This is a genomic window from Nocardia higoensis, from assembly GCF_015477835.1.
In the GTDB taxonomy this organism is placed as follows: domain Bacteria; phylum Actinomycetota; class Actinomycetes; order Mycobacteriales; family Mycobacteriaceae; genus Nocardia; species Nocardia higoensis_A.
In genome coordinates, this window is sequence record NZ_JADLQN010000001.1 from 1,646,216 (window position 1) to 1,666,620 (window position 20,405).

A 20,405-nucleotide genomic window follows, 5' to 3' on the forward strand; every position below is an offset into this window, starting at 1 on the left:
ATCCCGTCTGTACACATGGCAGCGGTAGCCGGTCCTGCCTCGCGGCGGATCCGGCTACCGCCGTGGACGTTGTCGATCAGGCGTTGACCCGGCCGAGGTAGCTGCCGTCGCGCGAGTCGATACGCAGCTTGTCGCCGGTGTTGATGAACAGCGGCACCTGGACCTCGGCGCCGGTCTCCAGGGTGGCGGGCTTGGTGCCGCCGGTGGAGCGGTCGCCCTGCAGGCCGATGTCGGTGTGCTGGACGACCAGCTCGATGGAGACCGGGAGCTCGACGTAGAGCGGCGCGCCTTCGTGCATGGCGACCTGCACGGCCATGTTCTCCAGCAGGAAGCGAGCGCCGTCGCCGATGGTGGCCTCGGAGATCGAGATCTGGTCGAAGGTCTCGCCGTCCATGAAGACGTAGTCCGTGCCATCGTGGTACAGGTAGGTCATGTCGCGACGGTCGACCGTCGCGGTCTCGACCTTGACGCCGGCGTTGAAGGTCTTGTCGACGACCTTGCCGGACACGACGTTCTTCAACTTGGTCCGCACGAACGCGGGACCCTTGCCCGGCTTGACGTGCTGGAATTCGACGATCTGCTGGAGCTGACCGTCGATCTTCAGCACGAGGCCGTTCTTGAAGTCGCTGGTGTCCGCCACTGTCCTCGGATCTCCTAGTTCTCGGCTACCGTCGTCAGTCGACGACGGTCAGGTCTTTGCTGGTGTGGGTGAGCAGTTCGGGGCCCCCCTCGCGAACCACGAGCGTGTCCTCGATCCGGACGCCGCCGCGCCCGGGAAAGTACACACCTGGTTCGACGGTCACCGCCACGCCGGACAGAAGTGTACCGGGCGCGTTCTTCGCGATTCCCGGCGCTTCGTGGATGCGCAATCCGACGCCGTGGCCGAGGCCGTGCACGAACAGCGCCCCGTGGCCGGCGGCCTCGATCACCGACCGCGACGCGGCGTCCACCTCGGCGGCGTGTACGCCGGGGCGCAGGGCCTTGCTGCCCGCCCACTGCGCCTCGGAGACCAGCTCGTACACCTCGCGCTGCCAGCCCGAGGGCGAGCCCAGCACGAAGGTGCGCGTCATGTCGGAGTGGTAGCCGCCGACGACCGCCCCGAAATCGATCTTCACGAAGTCGCCGGAAGCCAGCACCGCGCCGGTGGGGCGATGATGCGGCACCGCGGAATTGGCGCCGGTGGCCACGATCGTCTCGAACGAGACCGCCTCGGCGCCGTGCTCGAACATCGCCCACTCCAGATCGCGGGCGACCTCGCGCTCGGTGCGCCCCGGGCGCAGGCCGCCGCGCTCGAGCAGGGTCGCCAGCCCGGCGTCACCCGCCGCGCACGCCCGCCGCAACTGTTCGATCTCGTACTCGTCCTTGACCGTTCGCAACTGTTCGACGAGACCGGGTACAGCCACGAGATCCAGGCCGGTGCGCTGCTCGACCAGGCCACGATGCTGGTCCACGGTCACCACGTGGCTTTCGAAACCGACCCGGCCGAGCTGCCATTCCCCGGCCAGTTCGATGATCCGGCGCGCGGTGGCGCGGGCGATCTCGCCGCGCAGATCGGGTACCTGCGCGGCGATCTGGTCGCGGTAGCGGCCGTCGGTGCCGATCACCGTGCGGTCCTCGGCTTCACTCATGTCCCAGGAGTGCACCAGAAGGGCGGCATTGGAACCGGTGAATCCGGTCAGGTATCTGATGTTCACCAGGTCGGTGACCAGCAGTGCGTCGACCCCGTTCTCCACCAGCAGGCTGCGCAGCGCGCCTCGGCGCGCGGCGTAGTCGGGCCCCGGTCCCGCGCTATCAGCAGACATGGCTTCCACGCTACCGCCAGACCCCGCCGCCACGAACACCTCGGGCATCGAGCTCGGGCCACCGATCAGGGCCCTGACGTCGGCCGTGCTCTCGCAGCGCCACGATCCGAACCATCGAATGTCCACAATCCGATCCTTCCTCCACATCCGCGGTTTCGGCGGTACCGCGCCTGCGCCGGGCCCGGCACGCTGACTGCCATGACCACCTTCGCCTTCGCCCTGTTCACGCTCTGGTGCGCGACGCTGGCCGTCATCGATGCCCGCGTTCGCAGGTTGCCCAACGTGCTCACCGCCGCGGGCGCGACCGCGGTACTCGGCTACGCATTCACGGTCGGCGAGCCGGGTCCGGCCGTCATGGGTGCGGTGCTGCTGGCATTCCCGTATCTTCTGGTGCACCTCGCCGTGCCCGCCGCGTGCGGGGCGGGCGACGCCAAACTCGCGGTGGGTGTGGGTGCGGCCGCCGGGCTCGGGGGTGCACACGCATGGATGATCGCCGCGATCGGCGCGCCGGTCCTCACCGCTCTCGCCGGGGTGGCGGCGGCACTGAGCACACGGCACCGCGATCAGGCACGCTTTCGGACCGGTCGGGTGGACGCGGATCGCCGGTCGGGTCTCGCCCATGCTCGGAGCCGCCCGCGGGTGCGGGCCGCGCCCCGGAGCCGGGCACTTCCGCACGGCCCGGCCATGTGCGGAGCCACGGTGCTCGCGCTCGCCCTCACCGCCGGGTGAGAGGGCCGAGCGACTCCCGAGCACCTGTCTGCGGCACCCACCTGATCGACCGGCGACGTGCCGGTGATCACCACGGACCGGATATCACCGCCTTCGCGCGGACATGAAAGGATAGATACTGTGCTGCGCTGGATAACTGCCGGAGAATCCCATGGCCCCGCTCTCGTCGCCATCCTGGAGGGAATGGTGGCGGGTGTCGAGGTGACCTCCGAGGACATCTCCGCTCAGCTCGCGCGCCGCAGGCTCGGCTACGGGCGCGGCGCCCGGATGAAGTTCGAGGCCGACAAGGTGACCGTGGTCGGCGGTGTGCGCCACGGCCGCACCATGGGCGGCCCGGTCGCCATCGAGGTGGCCAATTCCGAGTGGCCCAAGTGGACGACGGTCATGTCCGCCGACCCGGTCGACGAGGCCGAACTCGCCGACCTGGCACGCAACGCCCCGCTGACGCGCCCCCGTCCCGGACACGCCGACTACTCCGGCATGCTCAAGTACGGCTTCGACGACGCCAGGAATGTGCTCGAGCGCGCCAGCGCCCGCGAGACCGCCGCGCGCGTCGCGGCGGGAACCGTGGCCCGCAACTTCCTGCGTCAGGCGCTCGGCGTCGAGGTCGTCTCGCACGTGGTCTCCATCGGCGCGGCCGCCAACACCACCGGCGTCACCCCGACCGCGGCCGATCTGGCCGCCGTGGACGAGAGCCCGGTGCGCGCGTTCGATGCCGATGCCGAGGCCGCGATGATCGCCGAGATCGAGGCCGCGAAGAAGGACGGCGACACCCTCGGAGGTGTTGTCGAGGTGATCGTCGAGGGCCTGCCCGTCGGTCTCGGTTCGTTCACCAGCGGTGAGAATCGCCTCGACTCGCGTCTCGCGGCCGCGCTCATGGGCATCCAGGCGATCAAGGGCGTCGAGGTCGGCGACGGTTTCGAGACCGCGCGCAGGCGCGGAAGCCAGGCACACGACGAGATGCGTCCCGGCCCGGACGGCGTGCTGCGCTCGACCAACCGCGCCGGCGGCCTCGAGGGCGGCATGACCAACGGCGAAGCGCTGCGGGTGCGTGCGGCGATGAAGCCGATCTCGACCGTGCCGCGCGCGCTGTCCACCGTCGATATGACCACCGGTGAAGAGGCCGTGGCCATCCACCAACGCTCCGATGTGTGCGCGGTGCCCGCCGCGGGCGTCGTCGCCGAGAGCATGGTGGCTCTCGTGGTCGCCCAGGCCGTGCTGGAGAAGTTCGGCGGCGATTCGCTCGCCGAGTCCGTCGCCAACATCAGCAGCTACCTCGAGCGGATCAGCACCCGCCCGCATGTCTCGGCGGACAGTCGGGCGCGATGATCGCACCGACCGACCCGCGCACGCCGCGAGTGGTGCTGGTCGGGCCACCCGGAGCGGGGAAGTCCACGATCGGTCGCAAGCTCGCCAAGGAGCTGGGTGTCGACCTCTACGACACCGACGCCGGGATCGAACGCGAGACCGGCCGCACCATTCCGGAGATCTTCGCCGAGGACGGCGAGCCGGAGTTCCGGCGGATCGAGGAGCGCGTGGTGCGCCGGGCGATCCTGGCCGAACGCGGTGTCGTCTCCCTCGGCGGCGGCGCGGTGCTGTCGGCGAACACCCGCGCGTTGCTGCGCAATCGCACCGTGGTGTACCTGGAGATCAGCGTCGCCGAGGGGCTGCGTCGCACCGGCGCGAGCAATCAACGTCCGCTGCTCAACGGTGACGATCCCGGTGCGAAGTACCGCGAACTCATGCGCACCCGCCGCCCGCTGTACCGCGAGGTCGCGACCGTGCGGGTGCGCACCGACGGCCGCAGCCCGAGCCGCGTCGTCCGGATGATCCTCTCCCGGCTCGGCATCGAGTCCGGTACCCCGGAGCCCGAACCGGGCACAACCACCGAGGTCACCCCGCGTACACAGGGCACGAGCCGATCCCGGGCCAGACGACGAGCCCGTGCGCGGGCCGCCGCCCGGCGACGAGCGGCCGCCGGCGGCGAACCCGGATCGGCCCCGACCACCGCTGAGACGACCGCGTCGAACGAACCCGGCACCGCGTCCGGGGACGCCGCCACCCCGGCCCCGGCGAGCGATCCGGCGTCTGCCCCGAGCACCCGGTCGCAGGTACAGCCGAGTGCGGGGTCGACGGACGACACGGTCGCGAACAGCGCATCGCCCGGAGACGCGAGCGCGGCCACCGGCAGGCGCAGGCGGCCCCGTCGACGCCGGTCCACGTCGAGCAGTCGCCATTCCGCGGGCATCCCGTCCCGAGGCGCAGACGGCGCACACGACAGTGCGGACCGTCCCAGCGATGAACCGCGCACATCGGCACCCGGAAGCGATTCCGTCCCACCGGATTCCGCGTCTCGTTTCCCCGGCGACAGAAACGTCACGGGTACGGTTCCTCTCGGCGGATCCGGCATCGGACCGAACGACAAAGGAATGGGAAAGTCCCGCGCGGGGACGGGCGCGGACCTCGCCGGACAGCCCGGCGACGGACCGAACCACGCCGTCACCGACACACCTGTTCCTCCCAGGCGGGCCCGCAGGAATCGCCGTTCCGGCCGCCGACGCGGCAGCGACGGATCCGCCGGGGTCCGCGCCGACGGTAAGGCCGAACGCACCCTGTCGATGGAGCAGGTTCCCGCCACCGGCGTCGGAGACCGCCCCGTGGCTCCGGCCGAGGCCGGTGGTTCTCCCCCGGGTGGCAACAGATCGAGGCGCGCCCGGGCACGGCGCGCACGCAACGGTGGATCGAGCGCCCGTGGTGGCGCGTCCGGCACCCGGAGCAACGCTCTCTCCGTGCGAGGCGTCCAGAACGCCGGCGGTGGAGCTTCCCAGCAGATGGCACGAACAGAATCGGAGCAGCAGTCGTGACAGAGCCGAGTCGAATCCAGGTCCGCACCGCCGACCCGTACCCGGTGATCATCGGCCGCGGCCTGCTCGGCGATCTCGTCGAGTCGGTGACCGGCGCGACCTCCGGTGTACGGACGGTGGCGATCTTCCACCAGCCGACACTGGCCGAGACCGCCGAAGTAGTGCGTGCGGCTCTGGCCGACACCGGGATCGACGCGCATCGTGTCGAGATCCCCGACGCCGAGGCAGGCAAGGATCTCGCGGTCGCGGGATTCTGCTGGGAGGTCCTCGGACGGATCGGGCTGACCCGCAACGATGTCGTGGTCAGTCTCGGCGGCGGCGCGGCGACCGATCTCGCCGGTTTCGTAGCCGCCACCTGGATGCGCGGTGTGCAGATCGTGCATGTGCCGACCACCCTGCTGGCGATGGTCGACGCCGCGGTCGGCGGCAAGACCGGCATCAATACCGAGGCAGGCAAGAACCTGGTCGGCAGTTTCCACGAACCCGCCGCGGTGCTGGTGGACCTGGCGACCTTGGAGACCGTGCCGCGCAACGAGATCGTCGCGGGCATGGCCGAGATCATCAAGGCCGGCTTCATCGCCGACCCGGTGATCCTGGAACTGGTCGAGCGCGATCCACAAGCCGCTCTCGACCCGACCGGCGAGGTGCTGCCCGAACTGATCCGCCGCGCGATCCAGGTCAAGGCCGATGTGGTGGCCGCCGACCTCAAGGAATCCAGCCTGCGCGAGATCCTCAACTACGGCCACACCCTCGGCCACGCCGTCGAGCGCCGCGAGCGTTACCGCTGGCGGCACGGCGCCGCTGTCTCGGTCGGTCTGGTCTTCGCCGCCGAACTCGGCCGGCTCGCGGGCCGTCTCGACGACGCGACCGCCGACCGGCACCGCACGATCCTGGAAGCCGTCGGCCTGCCGACCACCTATGACGCCGATGCCCTACCCCAACTGCTCGATGCGATGCAGACCGACAAGAAGACCCGTTCGGGCGTATTGCGTTTCGTCGTCCTCGACGGGCTGGCCAAGCCCGGCAGGCTGGAGGGTCCCGATCCGTCGCTGCTGGCTGCCGCGTACTCGGCGATCGCCCGTGAGCAGAGCCCGAGCGGCGGGGCGATCCTGCTCTGACACCACCGGGTGATCACGCGCGGGACGCGGAATCGGCCGGGTACGAGGGCAATGCGTAGTCGTCGGTTCCGCTCATCATCCTGATCATCACCGGTCGTAGCGGCCGCGAGACCATCAGCCGGGCCACGGCGCGGGTGAGCATCGCGCCGAACTCCGTGGTAGGCAACATCATCGAGAGGCCACCGCCGGGGATCTCCTTCGCCTTGTCGAGAAACGGCATCAGTGCGGCCTCGTAGCGGGCCAGCGCACCCAGCGGATCGGCCGGATCGGCGGCGAGTTCTCCCGCGAGCAGGTACGCGCCGACCAGGGCCATGGCAGTGCCCATACCTGTCAGGGGCGAGCCGCAATAGCCCGCGTCGCCGAGCAGGGTCACCCGCCCGGCCGAGAGGGCCGGCATGTCGATACGGGCCAGCTCGTCGAAATAGAAGTCCGGCGCATCGGCCATCGCGGCGAGGATGTGCGGGGTCAGCCAGCCCGCGTCGGCCAGCAGCCGACGGATGAGCCGTTGCTGGGCCGCGACATCACCGCGCAGTGCCGGATCGGCGTCGACACGCAGCATGACGATCGCCTTGGACGTGCCGGGGTCGGCGTCGGGCCGGATGCCCACGGCGGCTCGTGGCACCATGCGCATCGCCATCCAGCCCGGTTCGACCCCGGCTGGAGTCGGCACGGTGAAGTAGGACGTGTATCCGCCGAGGTAGGTGGAGAACCGCTCGTCCGGACCGAAGGCGAGCCGCCGCGTCGCCGAATGGACACCATCGGCCCCGACAACCAGATCGAAGCGCTCGACGCTGCCCGAGGCGAAGGCGACCGCCACGCCCGCCTCGTCCTGCGTCAGCGCCTCGATCCACTCGCCATACCGGTAGTCCAGTGCGCCGCCCGCCTCGGCCAGCGCTTCCAGCAGCACCTGATTCAGCTCGCCCCGGGTGATCTCGATATCGGCGACCGGCCCCTTGCCGTCGAACATCTCCGCGGGCATGCGCACGGAGGCGCGCCCGCTCCGGTCCACGTAGGTCATGCCGCGCTCGTCCAACTGCCTGGCTCGGATGCCCGGCATCAGCCCCATCCGCTCCGCCACCTCCCGGCTCGGTCCCCGCAAGTCGACCGCCTGCCCGCCGGGCCGCGGGGCACTCGCCCGCTCCACCACGGTGGTGCGTATGCCTGCGCGAATCAGTTGCAACGCCACCGCATTGCCCGCGATGCCGCCACCACAGACGAGGACGTGGATGTCGGTGCTCATGCGCTCACCCTCCTTAGTTCAAATGTCTCAGACAAATGTCTAACAGAGTGTCGCACAGCTGTCTAGAACAAATGTCTGAGACGCTGCTAGGCTGCGCGCATGGGAAACCGAGAGGACCTGCTGGAAGGAGCCCGCAAGGCGATTCTCGAACGCGGCCTGGCCAAGGTCACCGCGCGCGACATCGCGACGGCGGCCGGGGTCAGCCTGGCCGCTATCGGCTATCACTTCGGATCGAAGGACCGCCTGGTCACCGAGGCACTCACCGAGGGTGTCGGCAGCGGCATCGGCGACCGCATGGAGTCGGCGATCCGTGATGCGGGCGACGACCGGCCGCTAGGGGAAACGGTGGGCGAGACCTGGGACGGGATGGTCGCCATCCTGCGCGGCCACCGCGAGGACATGATGCTGAGCATGGAGAATCTGGTCCGTGTCGCCCGCTCGGAGGAGTCGGGACAGTACATGGCCGACGCGTCCGAACACGCACTCGTCGACCTGGCCGCCGCCCTGCGCGAGACTCACCCCGATCTCTCGGCGGAGCAGGCCCGCGCACTGGCGAAGCTGCTGTTCACTCTGTTCCAGGGGATTGCGACGCTCTGGCTGGCGGCGCCGACCGCGGAACTTCTCGACGGCGAGGAACTGACGCTCGCGGTCGACGCACTGAAGAATCTCTGAACCGGAAAAATCAGGCAGCGATCGGCGCGGGCGGTGCGCCGGTCTTCTCACGCTTGTCGCTCTTACGCCCGGCGAGCATGCGCCCGACGCCGACACCGACGAGCCCGGGGACGAAGATCAGCAGGAGGAAGAATGCCGAGCACGCGGTCGCTTCGAACAGCAGACCGTTGTCGCCGAGGTCGAAGCCGGGCAGGAAGTCCAGCAGCCAGCAGATCAGGCTGCCACCGATACCGCCGAGGGCGGCGGCCTGCAACCACCGGATCGTGAGGTCGGACCCGCGCTCGGGATCGGGATGGGTTTCACGGTCACGACGCCCGTCGAGCGCACCCCAGCTCACCACGGCACCGAGCAGGACGACCAGGCACAGCAGCCGGAACCAGACACCATGCGTCGGCCAGTTCGCCATGGCGAACCCGAGCGCTACGCGCAGCGCGACGACCAGCGCGCCGAGCAGCAGCCCGCGCACGATCCAAGCATTCATGGTCAACACCATAGCGGTCCGCACCCCGGCACATAACTAGAACCCGTGTCAGAAATTCGATAATTTCACGAGGTCAGCGCAGCAGCCATCGCGGCCTTCGGTGCCGGCCGCCCGGTGAACTGCTCGACCTGGCCGAATGCCTGGTTCAGCAGCATGCGCAGGCCGCCCACCACCGTGTGCCCGGCGGCCTCGACGGCGGCGGCCAACGGTGTGGGCCACGGGTCATAGATGGCGTCGAGGACCACCGGCGCGGCGGCGACCGCCTCGGCGATCTGCGCACCCGCCTCGGCGGGGACGGTACTGACCACGGCGTCGGCCTGCGCGCAGGCCCGACCGATCTCCCCGGAACCGAAGGCGACGAAGGAGACCGCCATATCCAACCGCTCGGCGAGTTCCAGCGCCGAGCGCGCCCGCCCTGGATCACGGGCGACCACGGTCACCGAACGCGCGCCGAGATCGCGCAGGGCGAGCAGCGCGGGGCGCGCGGTGCCGCCCGCGCCCAGCACCACACCGGCTTCGACCGCGCGCACCCCGCCCTCACGCAACGCGCCGAACACACCGTCGACATCGGTGCAGTCGGCTCGCCATCCGGCGGCGGTGCGCACCAGAGTGTTCGCCGAACCCACCAGCACCGCGCGCTCGGTGCGCTCGTCGGCGTGGGCCAGCGCCGCCTCCTTGCCCGGCATGGTCACCGACAGCCCGACCCACTCCGGGCCGAGACCGTCGACCAAGGCGGGCAACTGCGCGGCGTCGCATTCGATGCGCTCGTAGGTCCAGTCCAGACCGAGCGCCCGATACGCCGCCAGGTGCAGCTGCGGCGAACGGGAATGCGCGATCGGCTTGCCGAGCACCGCGGCCCGGCGCGGACCCGCATACGGTGGATCAACGGCCACTGTCGAGGATTCCGCTGTCGAGCGCCTGATCGATATTGCTCAGATGCTGGGAATAGCTGTCGGTGAACAGCGTCGTGCCCTTCATGTCGATGGTCACGAAGTACAGCCAGTTGCCGGGCTCCGGCGATTCCATCGCGCGCAGCGCGTTCAGCGACGGCGCGGAAATGGGGTTCGCGGGCAGCCCGGACATGGCGTAGGTGTTCCACGGCGTGACTCGCGCACGGTCGGCGTCGGTGGTGGCCACCTCGGTGCTGTCGAGCGAGTAGTTGACCGTCGAGTCGAACTGCAGCGCCTGCCCGATCTCCAACCGGTTGACGATCACGCGGGCGACCTTGCCCATGTCCTGCGGCAGCGCTTCCCGTTCCACCAGCGAGGCGGCGATCAGCGTCTCGTAGGGGCTCAGGCCGGTGTTCGCGCCCGACTCCAGCAATCCGGTGGACTCGTAACTCGCGGCGCTGGAGGTGATCAGCTCACGCAGAATCGATCGGGCATCGCCACTCGGGTCGAAATCCCAGGTGCCCGCGGCGATCAGCCCCTCGAGCTGCCTGCGCTGGTCGGGCGCGGACCGGACTTCGGCTTCGGCCCAGCTCGGCACACCGAGCGCGGCGAGATCATCGCTCGCCCCCGCCGCGTCGAGTTCCTCGTAGGTCACGCACTTGGCGGCCGCGCCCTCGCCGATGCAACTGGCCGCGGCGATCTTGGTGTAGATGCCTTCCTTGCGGGCGCCGGTGTTCACGTCGGTCTGATCGTGCAGCTGGCGACCTTCGGAGATGACCATGTTGCCGACGCGCGCCTCCGGATCGAGCAACGCGGCCACCGCGTCGACCGCCGGGCTCTGGCTCGGAATCTGGTAATAACCGGGATGAATCGCGTTCATGCCCTCGTTCTGGACGGCGGCTTCGTAGAACGCTTCGGAGCTGGCGACCACACCTTTGTCGTACATCTCCTGCGAGATCTGGGTGGCGGTGTCGCCCGACTCGACCCGCACGACCACCACGGGCCCGGCCGGTCCGGCGAAGTCGGCGGGTGGGGTGTACCCACCGGTCAGTTTCATGACCCCGTAGGCGCCCACGCCGCCGAGCAGCAGCACGGCGAGCGCGATCAGCACCCACCGCGTGTGCCTGCGACGGCCGCCGTCGTCCGCGGCCGGACGCTTCGCGGCCGGGCGGCGCCGGGCGGCTTGCGACGAGCGCGGGGAGCGTTCGGAACGTGTCGCTCCCGCGGCGCCCTTCCTCGGGCGCGCGGCGGGCGCGCCGCGCTCTGCTCCGCGAGTGCGGCCGGACGGGCGCGGACGGGGACGGGGGGCGGGTCCGCTCCGGCTCGCTCGTGCCGCGCCTGTGCCTGCCTCGTCGTCATCGAGGCCGACCTCCTGGGCGCCGCCGTCCTCGAGGCCGTCGCCATAGGGCTCGTCGTGGGCAGCCGGGTCCTCGCGAGCGGCACGCTTCCCCCTGCTGCGAGCGACCTCCGCGTAGGCGGGATCGTCGTCGGCGTACCGCGGGATGACGGCGGTGTCGTAATCGTCTTCGTCATCGCCCCGCTCGGCATAACCGGCCGACTCGCCGTAGCCCGACTCGCCGTAGCCGTCGTGGTCGTCCCACGAGTCGACGAGATCGACGCTGTCGTCCTCGTCGCGTTCCCACGCCGCGTCATCGCGCCGGTAGCGGCGCCCCGCTTCTCGCTGCCGGAACGCTTCCTCGGCTCGCGCCCATCGATCCGTCATGCATCGTCTCCGGACGACGCGTCCCCGACCGACCTCAACACCGCACTCCGTTCGTCCAACCATCCTTGCAGGATCGATACGGCCGCCGCCTGATCGATCACCTGCCGCTGGCCACGTGCGCGAACTCCGCTGTCTCGCAATGCACGTGCAGCAGACACCGTAGTCAAACGTTCGTCGGAAAGGCGTATCGCCACGTCGGGCATTTCGATTCGCAATCTTTCAGCGAACTCGATGGCCATCGTGGCCGAGGTCCCCTTCTCCCCACGCAGCGTCCGCGGCAAGCCGACGACGACCTCCACCGCCTCGTACTCCCGCACAATCTCGGCAATTCTCACGATGTCGGATGAGACCGTGCCGCGCGTGGTTTTCTTCGCACGCGGCACCGTCTCCACGGGAGTGGCGAGGATGCCGTCGGGGTCGCTCGAGGCGACCCCGATCCGGACACTGCCCACGTCGATGCCGATGCGTCTGCCCCGCCCGGGGTCGGTCGCGGGGTCGGGGCGATCGGAGCGCTCCTGCTCGCGCATCAGCCGGCGATTTCGGCCACCCGTACACGGACCGCCGCTAGACCCGCGGGAATGCCCGCGGGATCGGACCCCGCGCCCTGCGCCATCTCGGGTTTGCCACCACCACGGCCGGAGATGCTCGGACCGAAGGCTGCGACCAGTTCGCCCGCCTTGAATCCGAGTTCCTGAGCCGGTTTGTTGACCGCCACCACGAACGGCACCTTGCCGTCGGTGTCGCCGAGCAGCACCACCACCGCGGGCTCGCTGCCGAACCGGCCACGGATGTCGGTGGCCAGCGTCCGCAGATCGCCGGCGGCCACGCCCCGCGGCGCGGCGGCGGCGACCAGCAGCACGCCACCGATGCGCTCGGCCTCCTCGACGAACTTGCCGGCCGCCGCCAGCACCGCGGCGACCTTGGTGCGCTCGAGTTCCTTCTCGGCGACCTTGAGCCGCTCCACCAGTTGCTCGACGCGCACGGGCACCTCCTCGGAGGGCACCTTCAGCGAGGAGGCGACACCGGCGAGCAGCGCGCGTTCCTTGGCGAGGTAGCGGTAGGAGTCCAGCCCGACGAACGCCTCCACACGACGAACGCCGGAACCGACCGACGATTCACCGAGCAGCGTGATCGGACCGATCTGCGAGGAGTGCTGCACGTGCGTGCCACCGCACAGCTCCATCGAGAACTTCCCACCGATCTCCACGACGCGTACCTCGTCGCCGTAGTTCTCGCCGAACAGCGCCAGCGCGCCCATCTGCTTGGCCTTGGGCAGGTCGGTGACGAAGGTGTTCACCGGGAAGTTCGCGCCGACGGCGTCGTTGGACACCGCTTCGATGTCGGCCTTCTGCTGCTCGGAGAGCTGTCCCTGCCAGTTGAAGTCGAAGCGCAGGTAGCCGGGCTTGTTGAGCGAGCCCGCCTGCACGGCGTTGGGGCCGAGCACCTGGCGCAGCGCGGCGTGCACCATGTGTGTGCCGGAATGCCCCTGGGTGGCGCCGCTGCGCCAGGCCGGGTCGGCCTGCGCGAGCACCACGTCGCCCTCGGTGATCTGGCCCTGCTCGACGGTCGCCTTGTGTACCCACAGCTTCTTGGCGATCTTCTGGACGTCGTTGACGCGCAGCTTCAGACCGCCGGCGGTGATGGTGCCGCGGTCGGCGATCTGACCGCCGGACTCGGCGTAGAGCGGGCTGCGGTCGAGGATCACCTCGACGTCGCTGCCCTCCGTCGCGGCGGGCACCCGGACGCCGTCGGCGATCAGGGCCAGTACGCGCGCTTCGGAGGTGAGCTCGTCGAAGCCGGTGAACTCGGTGGCGCCGCGGTCGACCAGCTCCTTGTAGATGCTCAGGTCGGCGTGCGCGTGCTTGCGGGCGGCGGCGTCCTCCTTGGCGCGGCGGCGCTGCTCGGCCATCAGCTCGCGGAAGCCGTCCTCGTCGACCGACAGCCCGGCCTCGGCGGCCATCTCCAGGGTGAGGTCGATCGGAAAGCCATACGTGTCGTGCAAGGTGAAGGCGTCGGAGCCGGAGATCTTGGAGCCGCCTTCGGCCTTCACCGCCGAAGCGGTGTGGTCGAACAGCGTGGAACCGGTGGTCAGCGTCTTGAGGAACGCGGTCTCCTCGCCGACGGCGACGGTGCAGATGCGTCCGAAGTCGGTGGCGAGCTCCGGGTAGGACGGCGCCATCAAGTCGCTGACGACCTTCATGAACTCCGCCATCACCGGCTTGTCGGCGCCCAGCAGGCGCGCGGAGCGCACGATGCGGCGCAGCAGGCGGCGCAGCACGTAGCCGCGACCGTCGTTGCCCGGGTTCACGCCGTCGGAGATCAGCATCGCGGCGGTGCGGGCGTGGTCGGCGATGACGCGGAAACGCACATCGGAGGCGTGCTCGACACCGTAGCTGCGGCCGGTCAGCTCCTCGGCCCTGTCGATGATCGGGCGGAGCAGATCGGTCTCGTAGACGTTCTCCACACCCTGCAGCAGCATGGCGACGCGCTCGACGCCCATACCGGTGTCGATGTTCTTCTTCGGCAGTGACCCCACCGGCGGATGGCCCTGCTTGGGGCTGAGCTCGCCGCGAATGTCCTGCATGAAGACGAGGTTCCAGATTTCTAGGTAACGGTCCTCGTCGGCGACCGGGCCGCCTTCCTTGCCGTGAGCGGGGCCGCGGTCGAAGTAGATCTCCGAGCACGGACCGCCGGGGCCGGGCACGCCCATGTCCCAGTAGTTGTCCTTGCCGTCGCGGAACTGGATCCGCTCCTTCGGTATCCCGGCCACCCGGTGCCAGATCTCGGCGGCCTCCGGATCGGACTCGTAGGCGGTGACCCAGATGCGCTCGGGGTCGAAGCCGAAGCCGCCCTCTTCCTGCGGCTTGCTGATCAGCTCCCAGGCGAGGGTGATGGCCCCCTCCTTGAAGTAGTCGCCGAAGGAGAAGTTGCCCGCCATCTGGAAGAAGGTGTTGTGGCGGGTGGTGACGCCGACTTCCTCGATGTCACCGGTGCGCACGCATTTCTGCACGCTGGTCGCGCGCGGGAACGGCGGCGCCTCCTGGCCCAGGAAGTACGGCTTGAACTGGACCATGCCTGCGTTGACGAACAGCAGGTTGGGGTCGGCCAGGATCAGCGAGGCACTGGGTACCTCGGTATGCCCGGCACGGACGAAATGGTCCAGGAAACGCCGTCGAATCTCATGGGTCTGCACAGTTGTCGAGCCTACCGGGGCCGCGCACCCGATTTTTCAGCGCCCGGCACCGCGTGCGGACGCGCGTCAGCGCCCGCGAACGATGCGGCGCAACTTCTCCACGCGCGAACCTATTTCGCGCTCGTAGCCGTGATCGGTCGGCCGATAGTAGTTCGCGCCGACGATCTCGTCGGGCGGATATTGCTGCGCGAGCACCCCGTCGGGATCGTCGTGCGGGTACTTGTAGCCCTGCGCGCTGCCGAGCTTCGCCGCACCCGCGTAATGGCCGTCGCGCAGGTGCGCGGGGACCGTGCCCGCCTTGCCCGCGGAGATGTCGGCCATGGCCGCGGACAGCGCCGCGGGGACCGCGCCGGACTTCGGGGCGGTCGCCAGGTGGATGGTCGCGTGGGTGAGCGTCAACTGCGCCTCCGGCATGCCGATGAGCTGCACCACCTGGGCGGCGGCGACCGCGGTCTGCAATGCGGTCGGGTCGGCCATCCCGATGTCCTCGCTCGCCGAGATGACCAAACGGCGCGCGACGAAGCGCGGGTCCTCCCCCGCGCTCAGCATCCTGGCCAGGTAGTGCAGCGCGGCGTCGACATCGGAGCCGCGAATGGATTTGATGAACGCGCTGACCACGTCGTAGTGCTGGTCGCCCGCGCGGTCGTAGCGCACCGCGGCCCGGTCCACGCTCGCCTCGACCAGTTCCAGATCCACCACACCGTCCGCCGAGGATTCCGCCGAGGCCTCCAGCGCGGTGAGCGCACGCCGTGCGTCTCCGCCCGCGATGCGCACGATGTGATCCAGCGCTTCGCCGGTCGCCTCGTAGGCGCCGCTGTAGCCACGCGGGTCGGCCAAGGCCCGCTCGAGCACCACCCTGATGTCGGCATCGGTGAGCGAGCGCAGTCGCAGGACCAGCGAGCGCGACAGCAACGGGGACACCACCGAGAACGACGGGTTCTCGGTGGTGGCGCCGACCAGCAGCACGATCCGGTTCTCCACCGCGGCCAGCAGGGCGTCCTGCTGGGTCTTGGAGAACCGGTGCACCTCGTCGATGAACAGCACGGTCCGCTCGCCCGCGGTCAGCCGTCTGCGGGCCAGATCGATCACCGCGCGCACGTCCTTCACCCCGGCCGAGAGCGCGGAAAGCGCCTCGAACCGCCGGCCGGTGGCCTGCGAGATCAGCGCGGCCAGCGTCGTCTTCCCGGTGCCGGGTGGGCCGTAGAGCAGCACCGAGGCCGCGCCCGACCCCTCGATGAGGCGGCGCAGCGGCGAACCAGGCCCCAGCAGATGCTGCTGACCGACGACCTCGTCGAGCGAGCGCGGCCGCATCCGCACCGCCAGCGGCGCCTGGTCACCCGGGCCGCGGAAGTCGACGCCCGCGCTGTCGCGGCCCGCCTCCGGCAACGTCGCACCCGGAACGTCGAAAAGCCCGTCGCTCATGTTTTCGACCGTACCGCCGCGCGCCGACACGGCCTTTTCCCACCCGAGTGCGGCCCGATTTGCGAGGGCCGCCCGGATGGGCTGGGATCGTCGCGTGGCCGAGATGGATTCAATCGCCCGACGCACTCTGCTCAAGGGCGGTGTGGCCGCCGTGGCCGTGACCGCGGTGGCCGCGGCACCTCATGCGCGCGCCTCCGGCCCGATCTTCCGGCACGGCGTCGCCTCCGGTGACCCGCTGCCGACCGGGGTGATCATCTGGACGCGAGTCACCCTCTCCGACGACGCCGCGCCCGGTTCCGGCGAGGGCGAACCCGCCGCCGTCTACTGGGAGGTGGCCGACGACGAGGAGTTCACGCGGATCGTCGCCTCCGGCGCTGTGGTCACCTCCGCCGACACCGACCACACCGTGAAGATCGACGTCTCCGGTCTCGACCCGGCCCACGACTACGTCTACCGCTTCACCGCCTTCGGCCAGCACTCCCCCATCGGCCGCACCCGGACCGCACCTGCCGCGGATTCCTCCCCCGAGCGGTTGCGTTTGGGGGTCGTGTCCTGCGCGAACTGGGAGGCCGGAGCCTTCGGCGCCTACCGCCGACTCGCCGAGCGCGGCGATCTGGACGCCGTGGTGCACCTCGGCGACTACCTCTACGAGTACGCCCACGGCGAATACGGCACCGGACTGCGCGCGCACGACCCCGTCCACGAGATCGTCACCCTGTCCGACTATCGAACCAGACACGGCCAGTACAAGACCGATCCCGATCTGATGGCTCTACACGCGCGCGTGCCGTTCGTCTGCACCTGGGACGACCACGAGTCGGCGGACAACTCCTGGTCGGGCGGCGCGGGCAACCACCAGCCGGCTGTCGAGGGGGCCTGGGTCGACCGTCGCGCCGCTTCGGCGCGCGCCTACCTGGAATGGATGCCGGTGCGGGCGGACAGCTCGGGCGAACAGGTGAAGATCTATCGTCGGCTGCGCTTCGGCGACCTGGCCGAACTGTCCATGCTCGACCTGCGCAGCTACCGCGACGAGGAGGTCGTCCCCGGGGCGCAGTGGCGCGGCGTGGACGACCCGGAGCGCACCATCACCGGCCACGCACAGCTGGAGTGGCTCACCGCGGGCCTGGTGTCGGCGCCGGTGCAATGGAAACTGGTGGGCAATTCGGTGATGATCGCCCCGTTGCTGTTCCCGCCGCTGGACCCGTCGACCACCCAGGCGCTGACCAGCGTCCTCGGCATCCCCCGAGAGGGCGCGCCGGCCAATGCCGATCAGTGGGACGGCTACACCGCCGACCGGCGCCGGCTGTTCGAGGCGATCACCGCCGACGAGGTCGACAACGTCATCTTCCTCACCGGTGACATCCATTCCTCCTGGGCCGCCGACCTCCCGGTCACCGCCGCCGACTCGAACGGCCCGAGCGCGGGCGCGGAGTTCGTCGTCCCGTCGGTCACCTCGGCGAGCATCGGCGACCTGCTGGGCGCGCCGCCGCGCACCGCGGCCGTGTCGGTGGAGACGGCGATCGCCGCGGTCAATCCGCATCTGCGCTACGTCGAACTCGAGTCACACGGCTACGGCGTCCTCGATGTCACCCGGGAACGAACCCAGATGGACTGGTTCTATCTCGCGAATGTCGCCGACCCGGCCTCGCCGGTCCGCCACGGCGCGTCCTTCGCGGTGCCCAGCGGCGGGCGGGTCGAACCGCGTCCCGCTCCCGTCGGCTGAGCCCCGTGGGGCCGAGCACTCGCTCCTGGTCCATCGAGCGCCCGCTCCCGTGGGCTGAGTACCCGCTCCGATCCCGAGGAGCACGCACTCCCGTCGGCTCAGGGCTCACTTCGGTGCGCTGAGCGCTCACCACGGGCCGCTACACGCTGACGTCGGTCCCCCCAGCGCTCACTCCGGACCGTTGCGCACCCACTCGGCCGGGTGCGCACCGACGCGCGGGGTTCACTCGGCCCAGCGCTCCTCGAGCATCGCGGAGACCTCGTCGGCGAAGTCACCGACGAGATCGTCGCCGCTGCACCTGGCGTCCTCGGCCAGCGCCGCCCACCGGTTGATCAGCGCTGCCGATCGCGGGGTCGACAGTCCGTGCTCGCGAGCGGCGGCGATACGAGCGTGGTCGGCGGGCAGGAACCAGTAGGTGGTCAGCCACACCCAGATCAGGCGCGCTTCCAGGATGCGTTCGGCCAGCACGTCGTCGTCGGCCAGCGCCGGGAACACTCCGACCACCTCGGCGCGCCAGGCGTCCACCATCTGCCTGGCCCGGTCACGGGAGAGCTCGATATCGCACAGGCAGCCGGGGAACGACACCAGCGCGTAGGCGATGTCGAGAGTCGCGTCGCGGAACCCGCCCCACTCGTAATCGAGGAAGCGCGCGCCGTCGTTGTTGATCATGATGTTGTCCGGGCACAGATCCGACGGACTGAACGCCCGATGCCTACCCGCGGAGAACAGCCGGTTGCCGCGCACGATGCGCTCGGCGAACTCGCCGGGTACCTCCAAGCCGAGCTCGCGCTGCAGCAGTCGTGGTACCTCCACTACCGAGGACTCGGCCTGCTGCGCGATGCCGTCGACCCGATGCACCCCGTTGACCCGGCGCAGCAGTGCGACGAAGTCGGCTTCCCGGCCGACCGTCGCGGCGTGCATGCGGCCCAGCGCCTGAGCGAAGGCCATCAGGGCGTTGCGGGTGGTCGTCTTGTTGCCCGAGCGCAGCGCCGCGGTCATTCCCGCGTTCTCACCGAGATCGGAGAGAATCAGCAGGCGGTCGGGCAGGCTGTAGGCGATCAGGTAGGCGCCGGGCCGGTGATCCCGGCCGAGCGAGGTCGTGAACTGGTAGGAGACCGCCTCCCGGAGGAAAGCCGAATCGACGCCGGCCACGCCCGGCGCGAGACCTCCGGTCGCGCGTTCCTGCGCCGTGCCTCGGACCTGTTTGAGGATCAGCGTTCGCGGTAGGGAGTAGGAGTTCTCCGCGACACGCACACGCAGGACGGTGGTCCTGCCACTTCCACTGAGTTCGATCGGATCACTCAGCTTCACCGGAGCACCCATGCGCTTGGTGAGCAACTGTTGTGCTGCGGATACGACGTCGGCGGCGCGTTCGGCCAATAGTGCGGTCATCGCCTCTCAAGCTACTCGCTCGGGGTCACTTCTAGCGAGCGGTTACACAACCTTTCCGCGTCGCTCGGCGTGTCCACCTGTTGTCGCCCACCGGAGCTGTCGACCGAGGTCGACAGCGCACGACTGCACCACGGCAGGCCGCCTTGACACCATTGCGTGTGTCCGGTTTTCTCATCGTGAACTGCTCTGCGCCACTTCGCAAACCGGTTGTCGCCGAAAGGTCTGCCATCGTGACCGAAACACCATCACCCGCACCGCGCGACCCCGCTGTCGGCGGCGCCTCGGCGCCGGGAGGTGATCCGCACCGAACCGATGGCGGACAGTACTCCGTCACACCGGGTATGGGCCCGCAGGACACGCCGCCGATTGCCGGGCAACCCGGCTACGGCCCGCCCGGCACCGGTCCCGCCGTCTCGGAGCCACCGGTCTACGGCTACCAGGCGGCGAACTTCGGGCTCGATGTCGGCCACGCGATCAGCTACGGACTGGACAAATTCCGGTCGAATCTCATGTCATGGCTGGCAATTACGGCTGTGGGCATCATCATCTACCTGACTTTCGTGTTGGTCGTGCAGACCTTCGATCCCACGTCGCTGAGCGCACTGGTGCTGTTGTTCCTCGTGGTGATGGTCGGCCTGTGGCTGCTGCAGGCGATGATGGTGCGCGGTGCCCTCCTCGAAACCGACGGACCTCGGCCCGATTTCGGCGACTTCATGCGAAATCTGAACGCGGGCAATGTGCTGCTCACAGCACTGCTCGCGTTCCTCGGCACCTGGCTCGGGCTGGCGTTGTGCGTGGTGCCCGGGCTGGTGGTCGGCGTGCTGTGTATGTTCGCCCTGCACTTCGTCATCGATCAGGACATGGGTCCGATCGATGCGATCCGGTCGAGCGCGATGCTGGTGGCGGCCAACCCGTGGAAGGTCTTCCTGCTCGCCCTCTCCGTCCTGGTGATCACCACCGTCGGCGCGTTGGCGTGCGGAATCGGTTTGCTGCTCGCGGGTCCCGTGTGCGCCATCGCGGTCACCTACAGCTACCGCGTCCTGGTCCACGGCGTGGTCTCCCCCGCCTGACCCTTCCGAAACACCGGTCCACCGCAATGCCCGCGGCGCCCGCGATCCTCATGGACCGCGGGCGCCGCGCGTCGGTGCCTGTCGGC

At 69.7% G+C, this 20,405-nt stretch carries 16 protein-coding genes and 1 pseudogene; 7 read left to right on the forward strand and 10 right to left on the reverse strand.

The annotated features are described in order from the left end of the window. Positions 1 to 76: 76 nt before the first annotated feature. On the reverse strand, positions 77 to 640 hold the full coding sequence (gene efp / locus IU449_RS07405; protein WP_195001140.1) for an elongation factor P: 564 nt from the start codon (positions 638 to 640) through the stop codon (positions 77 to 79). Positions 641 to 674: 34 nt separating this feature from the next. Continuing rightward, positions 675 to 1,802: a M24 family metallopeptidase gene (locus tag IU449_RS07410; protein ID WP_195001141.1), complete on the reverse strand. Its 1,128-nt coding sequence runs from the start codon at positions 1,800 to 1,802 to the stop codon at positions 675 to 677. 198 nt (positions 1,803 to 2,000) lie between these two features. Between IU449_RS07410 and IU449_RS07415 the strand changes: the two genes are divergently transcribed. The 4 genes and pseudogenes from IU449_RS07415 to aroB all read left to right on the forward strand — a co-directional run bounded on the left by IU449_RS07415 (position 2,001) and on the right by aroB (position 6,513). Further along, positions 2,001 to 2,531: an A24 family peptidase gene (locus IU449_RS07415; RefSeq protein ID WP_195001142.1), complete on the forward strand. Its 531-nt coding sequence runs from the start codon at positions 2,001 to 2,003 to the stop codon at positions 2,529 to 2,531. Between the two features lie 120 nt (positions 2,532 to 2,651). Next, positions 2,652 to 3,860 (forward strand): chorismate synthase, encoded by a 1,209-nt coding sequence (gene aroC / locus IU449_RS07420; RefSeq protein WP_195001143.1) that lies wholly within the window; start codon positions 2,652 to 2,654, stop codon positions 3,858 to 3,860. Then, positions 3,857 to 4,375, forward strand: a pseudogene (locus IU449_RS28920) (shikimate kinase); the annotation flags it as partial. The gene aroC and the pseudogene IU449_RS28920, both read left to right, overlap by 4 nt. Before the next feature lie 1,016 nt (positions 4,376 to 5,391). Next, the gene (gene aroB / locus IU449_RS07430) at positions 5,392 to 6,513 is read left to right on the forward strand and encodes a 3-dehydroquinate synthase (RefSeq protein WP_195001145.1); all 1,122 of its coding nucleotides are present in this window, start codon (positions 5,392 to 5,394) and stop codon (positions 6,511 to 6,513) included. Between the two features lie 13 nt (positions 6,514 to 6,526). Here aroB and IU449_RS07435 read toward each other — a convergent pair whose 3' ends face one another. Next, positions 6,527 to 7,753: an FAD-dependent monooxygenase gene (locus IU449_RS07435; RefSeq protein WP_195001146.1), complete on the reverse strand. Its 1,227-nt coding sequence runs from the start codon at positions 7,751 to 7,753 to the stop codon at positions 6,527 to 6,529. Between the two features lie 99 nt (positions 7,754 to 7,852). Here IU449_RS07435 and IU449_RS07440 point away from each other — a divergent pair, with 99 nt between their 5' ends. Next, positions 7,853 to 8,425, forward strand: a complete 573-nt coding sequence (locus tag IU449_RS07440; protein WP_195001147.1) for a TetR/AcrR family transcriptional regulator — start codon at positions 7,853 to 7,855, stop codon at positions 8,423 to 8,425. Positions 8,426 to 8,435: 10 nt separating this feature from the next. Here IU449_RS07440 and IU449_RS07445 read toward each other — a convergent pair whose 3' ends face one another. The 6 genes from IU449_RS07445 to IU449_RS07470 form a co-directional block, all read right to left on the reverse strand. Then, entirely contained in the window at positions 8,436 to 8,906 is a 471-nt protein-coding gene (locus tag IU449_RS07445) for a B-4DMT family transporter (RefSeq protein ID WP_228803782.1), read from the reverse strand. 65 nt (positions 8,907 to 8,971) lie between these two features. Then, a complete protein-coding gene (locus IU449_RS07450; RefSeq protein ID WP_195001149.1) occupies positions 8,972 to 9,799 on the reverse strand; it encodes a shikimate dehydrogenase in 828 nt (275 codons plus the stop codon). Continuing rightward, on the reverse strand, positions 9,789 to 11,519 hold the full coding sequence (locus IU449_RS07455; protein ID WP_195001150.1) for an endolytic transglycosylase MltG: 1,731 nt from the start codon (positions 11,517 to 11,519) through the stop codon (positions 9,789 to 9,791). The genes IU449_RS07450 and IU449_RS07455 overlap by 11 nt, the downstream gene beginning before the upstream one ends. Continuing rightward, on the reverse strand, positions 11,516 to 12,049 hold the full coding sequence (gene ruvX / locus IU449_RS07460; protein ID WP_416382156.1) for a Holliday junction resolvase RuvX: 534 nt from the start codon (positions 12,047 to 12,049) through the stop codon (positions 11,516 to 11,518). Before ruvX ends, IU449_RS07455 begins: the two co-directional genes overlap by 4 nt. After that, positions 12,046 to 14,712 carry an alanine--tRNA ligase gene (gene alaS, locus IU449_RS07465; protein WP_195001152.1) on the reverse strand — a complete coding sequence of 889 codons (2,667 nt, stop codon included), beginning with the start codon at positions 14,710 to 14,712 and terminating at the stop codon, positions 12,046 to 12,048. The genes ruvX and alaS overlap by 4 nt, the downstream gene beginning before the upstream one ends. A gap of 66 nt (positions 14,713 to 14,778) precedes the next feature. Continuing rightward, on the reverse strand, positions 14,779 to 16,134 hold the full coding sequence (locus IU449_RS07470; protein WP_195001153.1) for a replication-associated recombination protein A: 1,356 nt from the start codon (positions 16,132 to 16,134) through the stop codon (positions 14,779 to 14,781). 103 nt (positions 16,135 to 16,237) lie between these two features. On the opposite strand from IU449_RS07470, the gene IU449_RS07475 reads away from it, so the two are divergent. Continuing rightward, a complete protein-coding gene (locus tag IU449_RS07475; RefSeq protein ID WP_228803785.1) occupies positions 16,238 to 17,857 on the forward strand; it encodes an alkaline phosphatase D family protein in 1,620 nt (539 codons plus the stop codon). A 222-nt stretch (positions 17,858 to 18,079) separates the two neighbouring features. Here the strand turns inward: IU449_RS07475 and IU449_RS07480 are convergent, their stop codons facing one another. Continuing rightward, positions 18,080 to 19,249 carry a phosphotransferase family protein gene (locus IU449_RS07480; RefSeq protein WP_195001155.1) on the reverse strand — a complete coding sequence of 390 codons (1,170 nt, stop codon included), beginning with the start codon at positions 19,247 to 19,249 and terminating at the stop codon, positions 18,080 to 18,082. Between the two features lie 230 nt (positions 19,250 to 19,479). Between IU449_RS07480 and IU449_RS07485 the strand changes: the two genes are divergently transcribed. Beyond that, positions 19,480 to 20,319, forward strand: coding sequence for a hypothetical protein (locus IU449_RS07485; protein WP_195001156.1), 840 nt, complete (start codon positions 19,480 to 19,482; stop codon positions 20,317 to 20,319). Positions 20,320 to 20,405: the final 86 nt, after the last annotated feature.

What these genes read in the sequence shown, in the direction of transcription:
- IU449_RS07410 (WP_195001141.1), bottom strand. Translation starts at nt 1,802, where the DNA reads ATGTCTGCTGATAGCGCGGGACCGGGGCCCGACTACGCCGCGCGCCGA.
- IU449_RS07415 (WP_195001142.1), top strand. Translation starts at nt 2,001, where the DNA reads ATGACCACCTTCGCCTTCGCCCTGTTCACGCTCTGGTGCGCGACGCTG.
- IU449_RS07435 (WP_195001146.1), bottom strand. Translation starts at nt 7,753, where the DNA reads ATGAGCACCGACATCCACGTCCTCGTCTGTGGTGGCGGCATCGCGGGC.
- IU449_RS07440 (WP_195001147.1), top strand. Translation starts at nt 7,853, where the DNA reads ATGGGAAACCGAGAGGACCTGCTGGAAGGAGCCCGCAAGGCGATTCTC.
- IU449_RS07445 (WP_228803782.1), bottom strand. Translation starts at nt 8,906, where the DNA reads ATGAATGCTTGGATCGTGCGCGGGCTGCTGCTCGGCGCGCTGGTCGTC.
- IU449_RS07455 (WP_195001150.1), bottom strand. Translation starts at nt 11,519, where the DNA reads ATGACGGATCGATGGGCGCGAGCCGAGGAAGCGTTCCGGCAGCGAGAA.
- IU449_RS07470 (WP_195001153.1), bottom strand. Translation starts at nt 16,134, where the DNA reads ATGAGCGACGGGCTTTTCGACGTTCCGGGTGCGACGTTGCCGGAGGCG.
- IU449_RS07475 (WP_228803785.1), top strand. Translation starts at nt 16,238, where the DNA reads ATGGATTCAATCGCCCGACGCACTCTGCTCAAGGGCGGTGTGGCCGCC.
- IU449_RS07480 (WP_195001155.1), bottom strand. Translation starts at nt 19,249, where the DNA reads ATGACCGCACTATTGGCCGAACGCGCCGCCGACGTCGTATCCGCAGCA.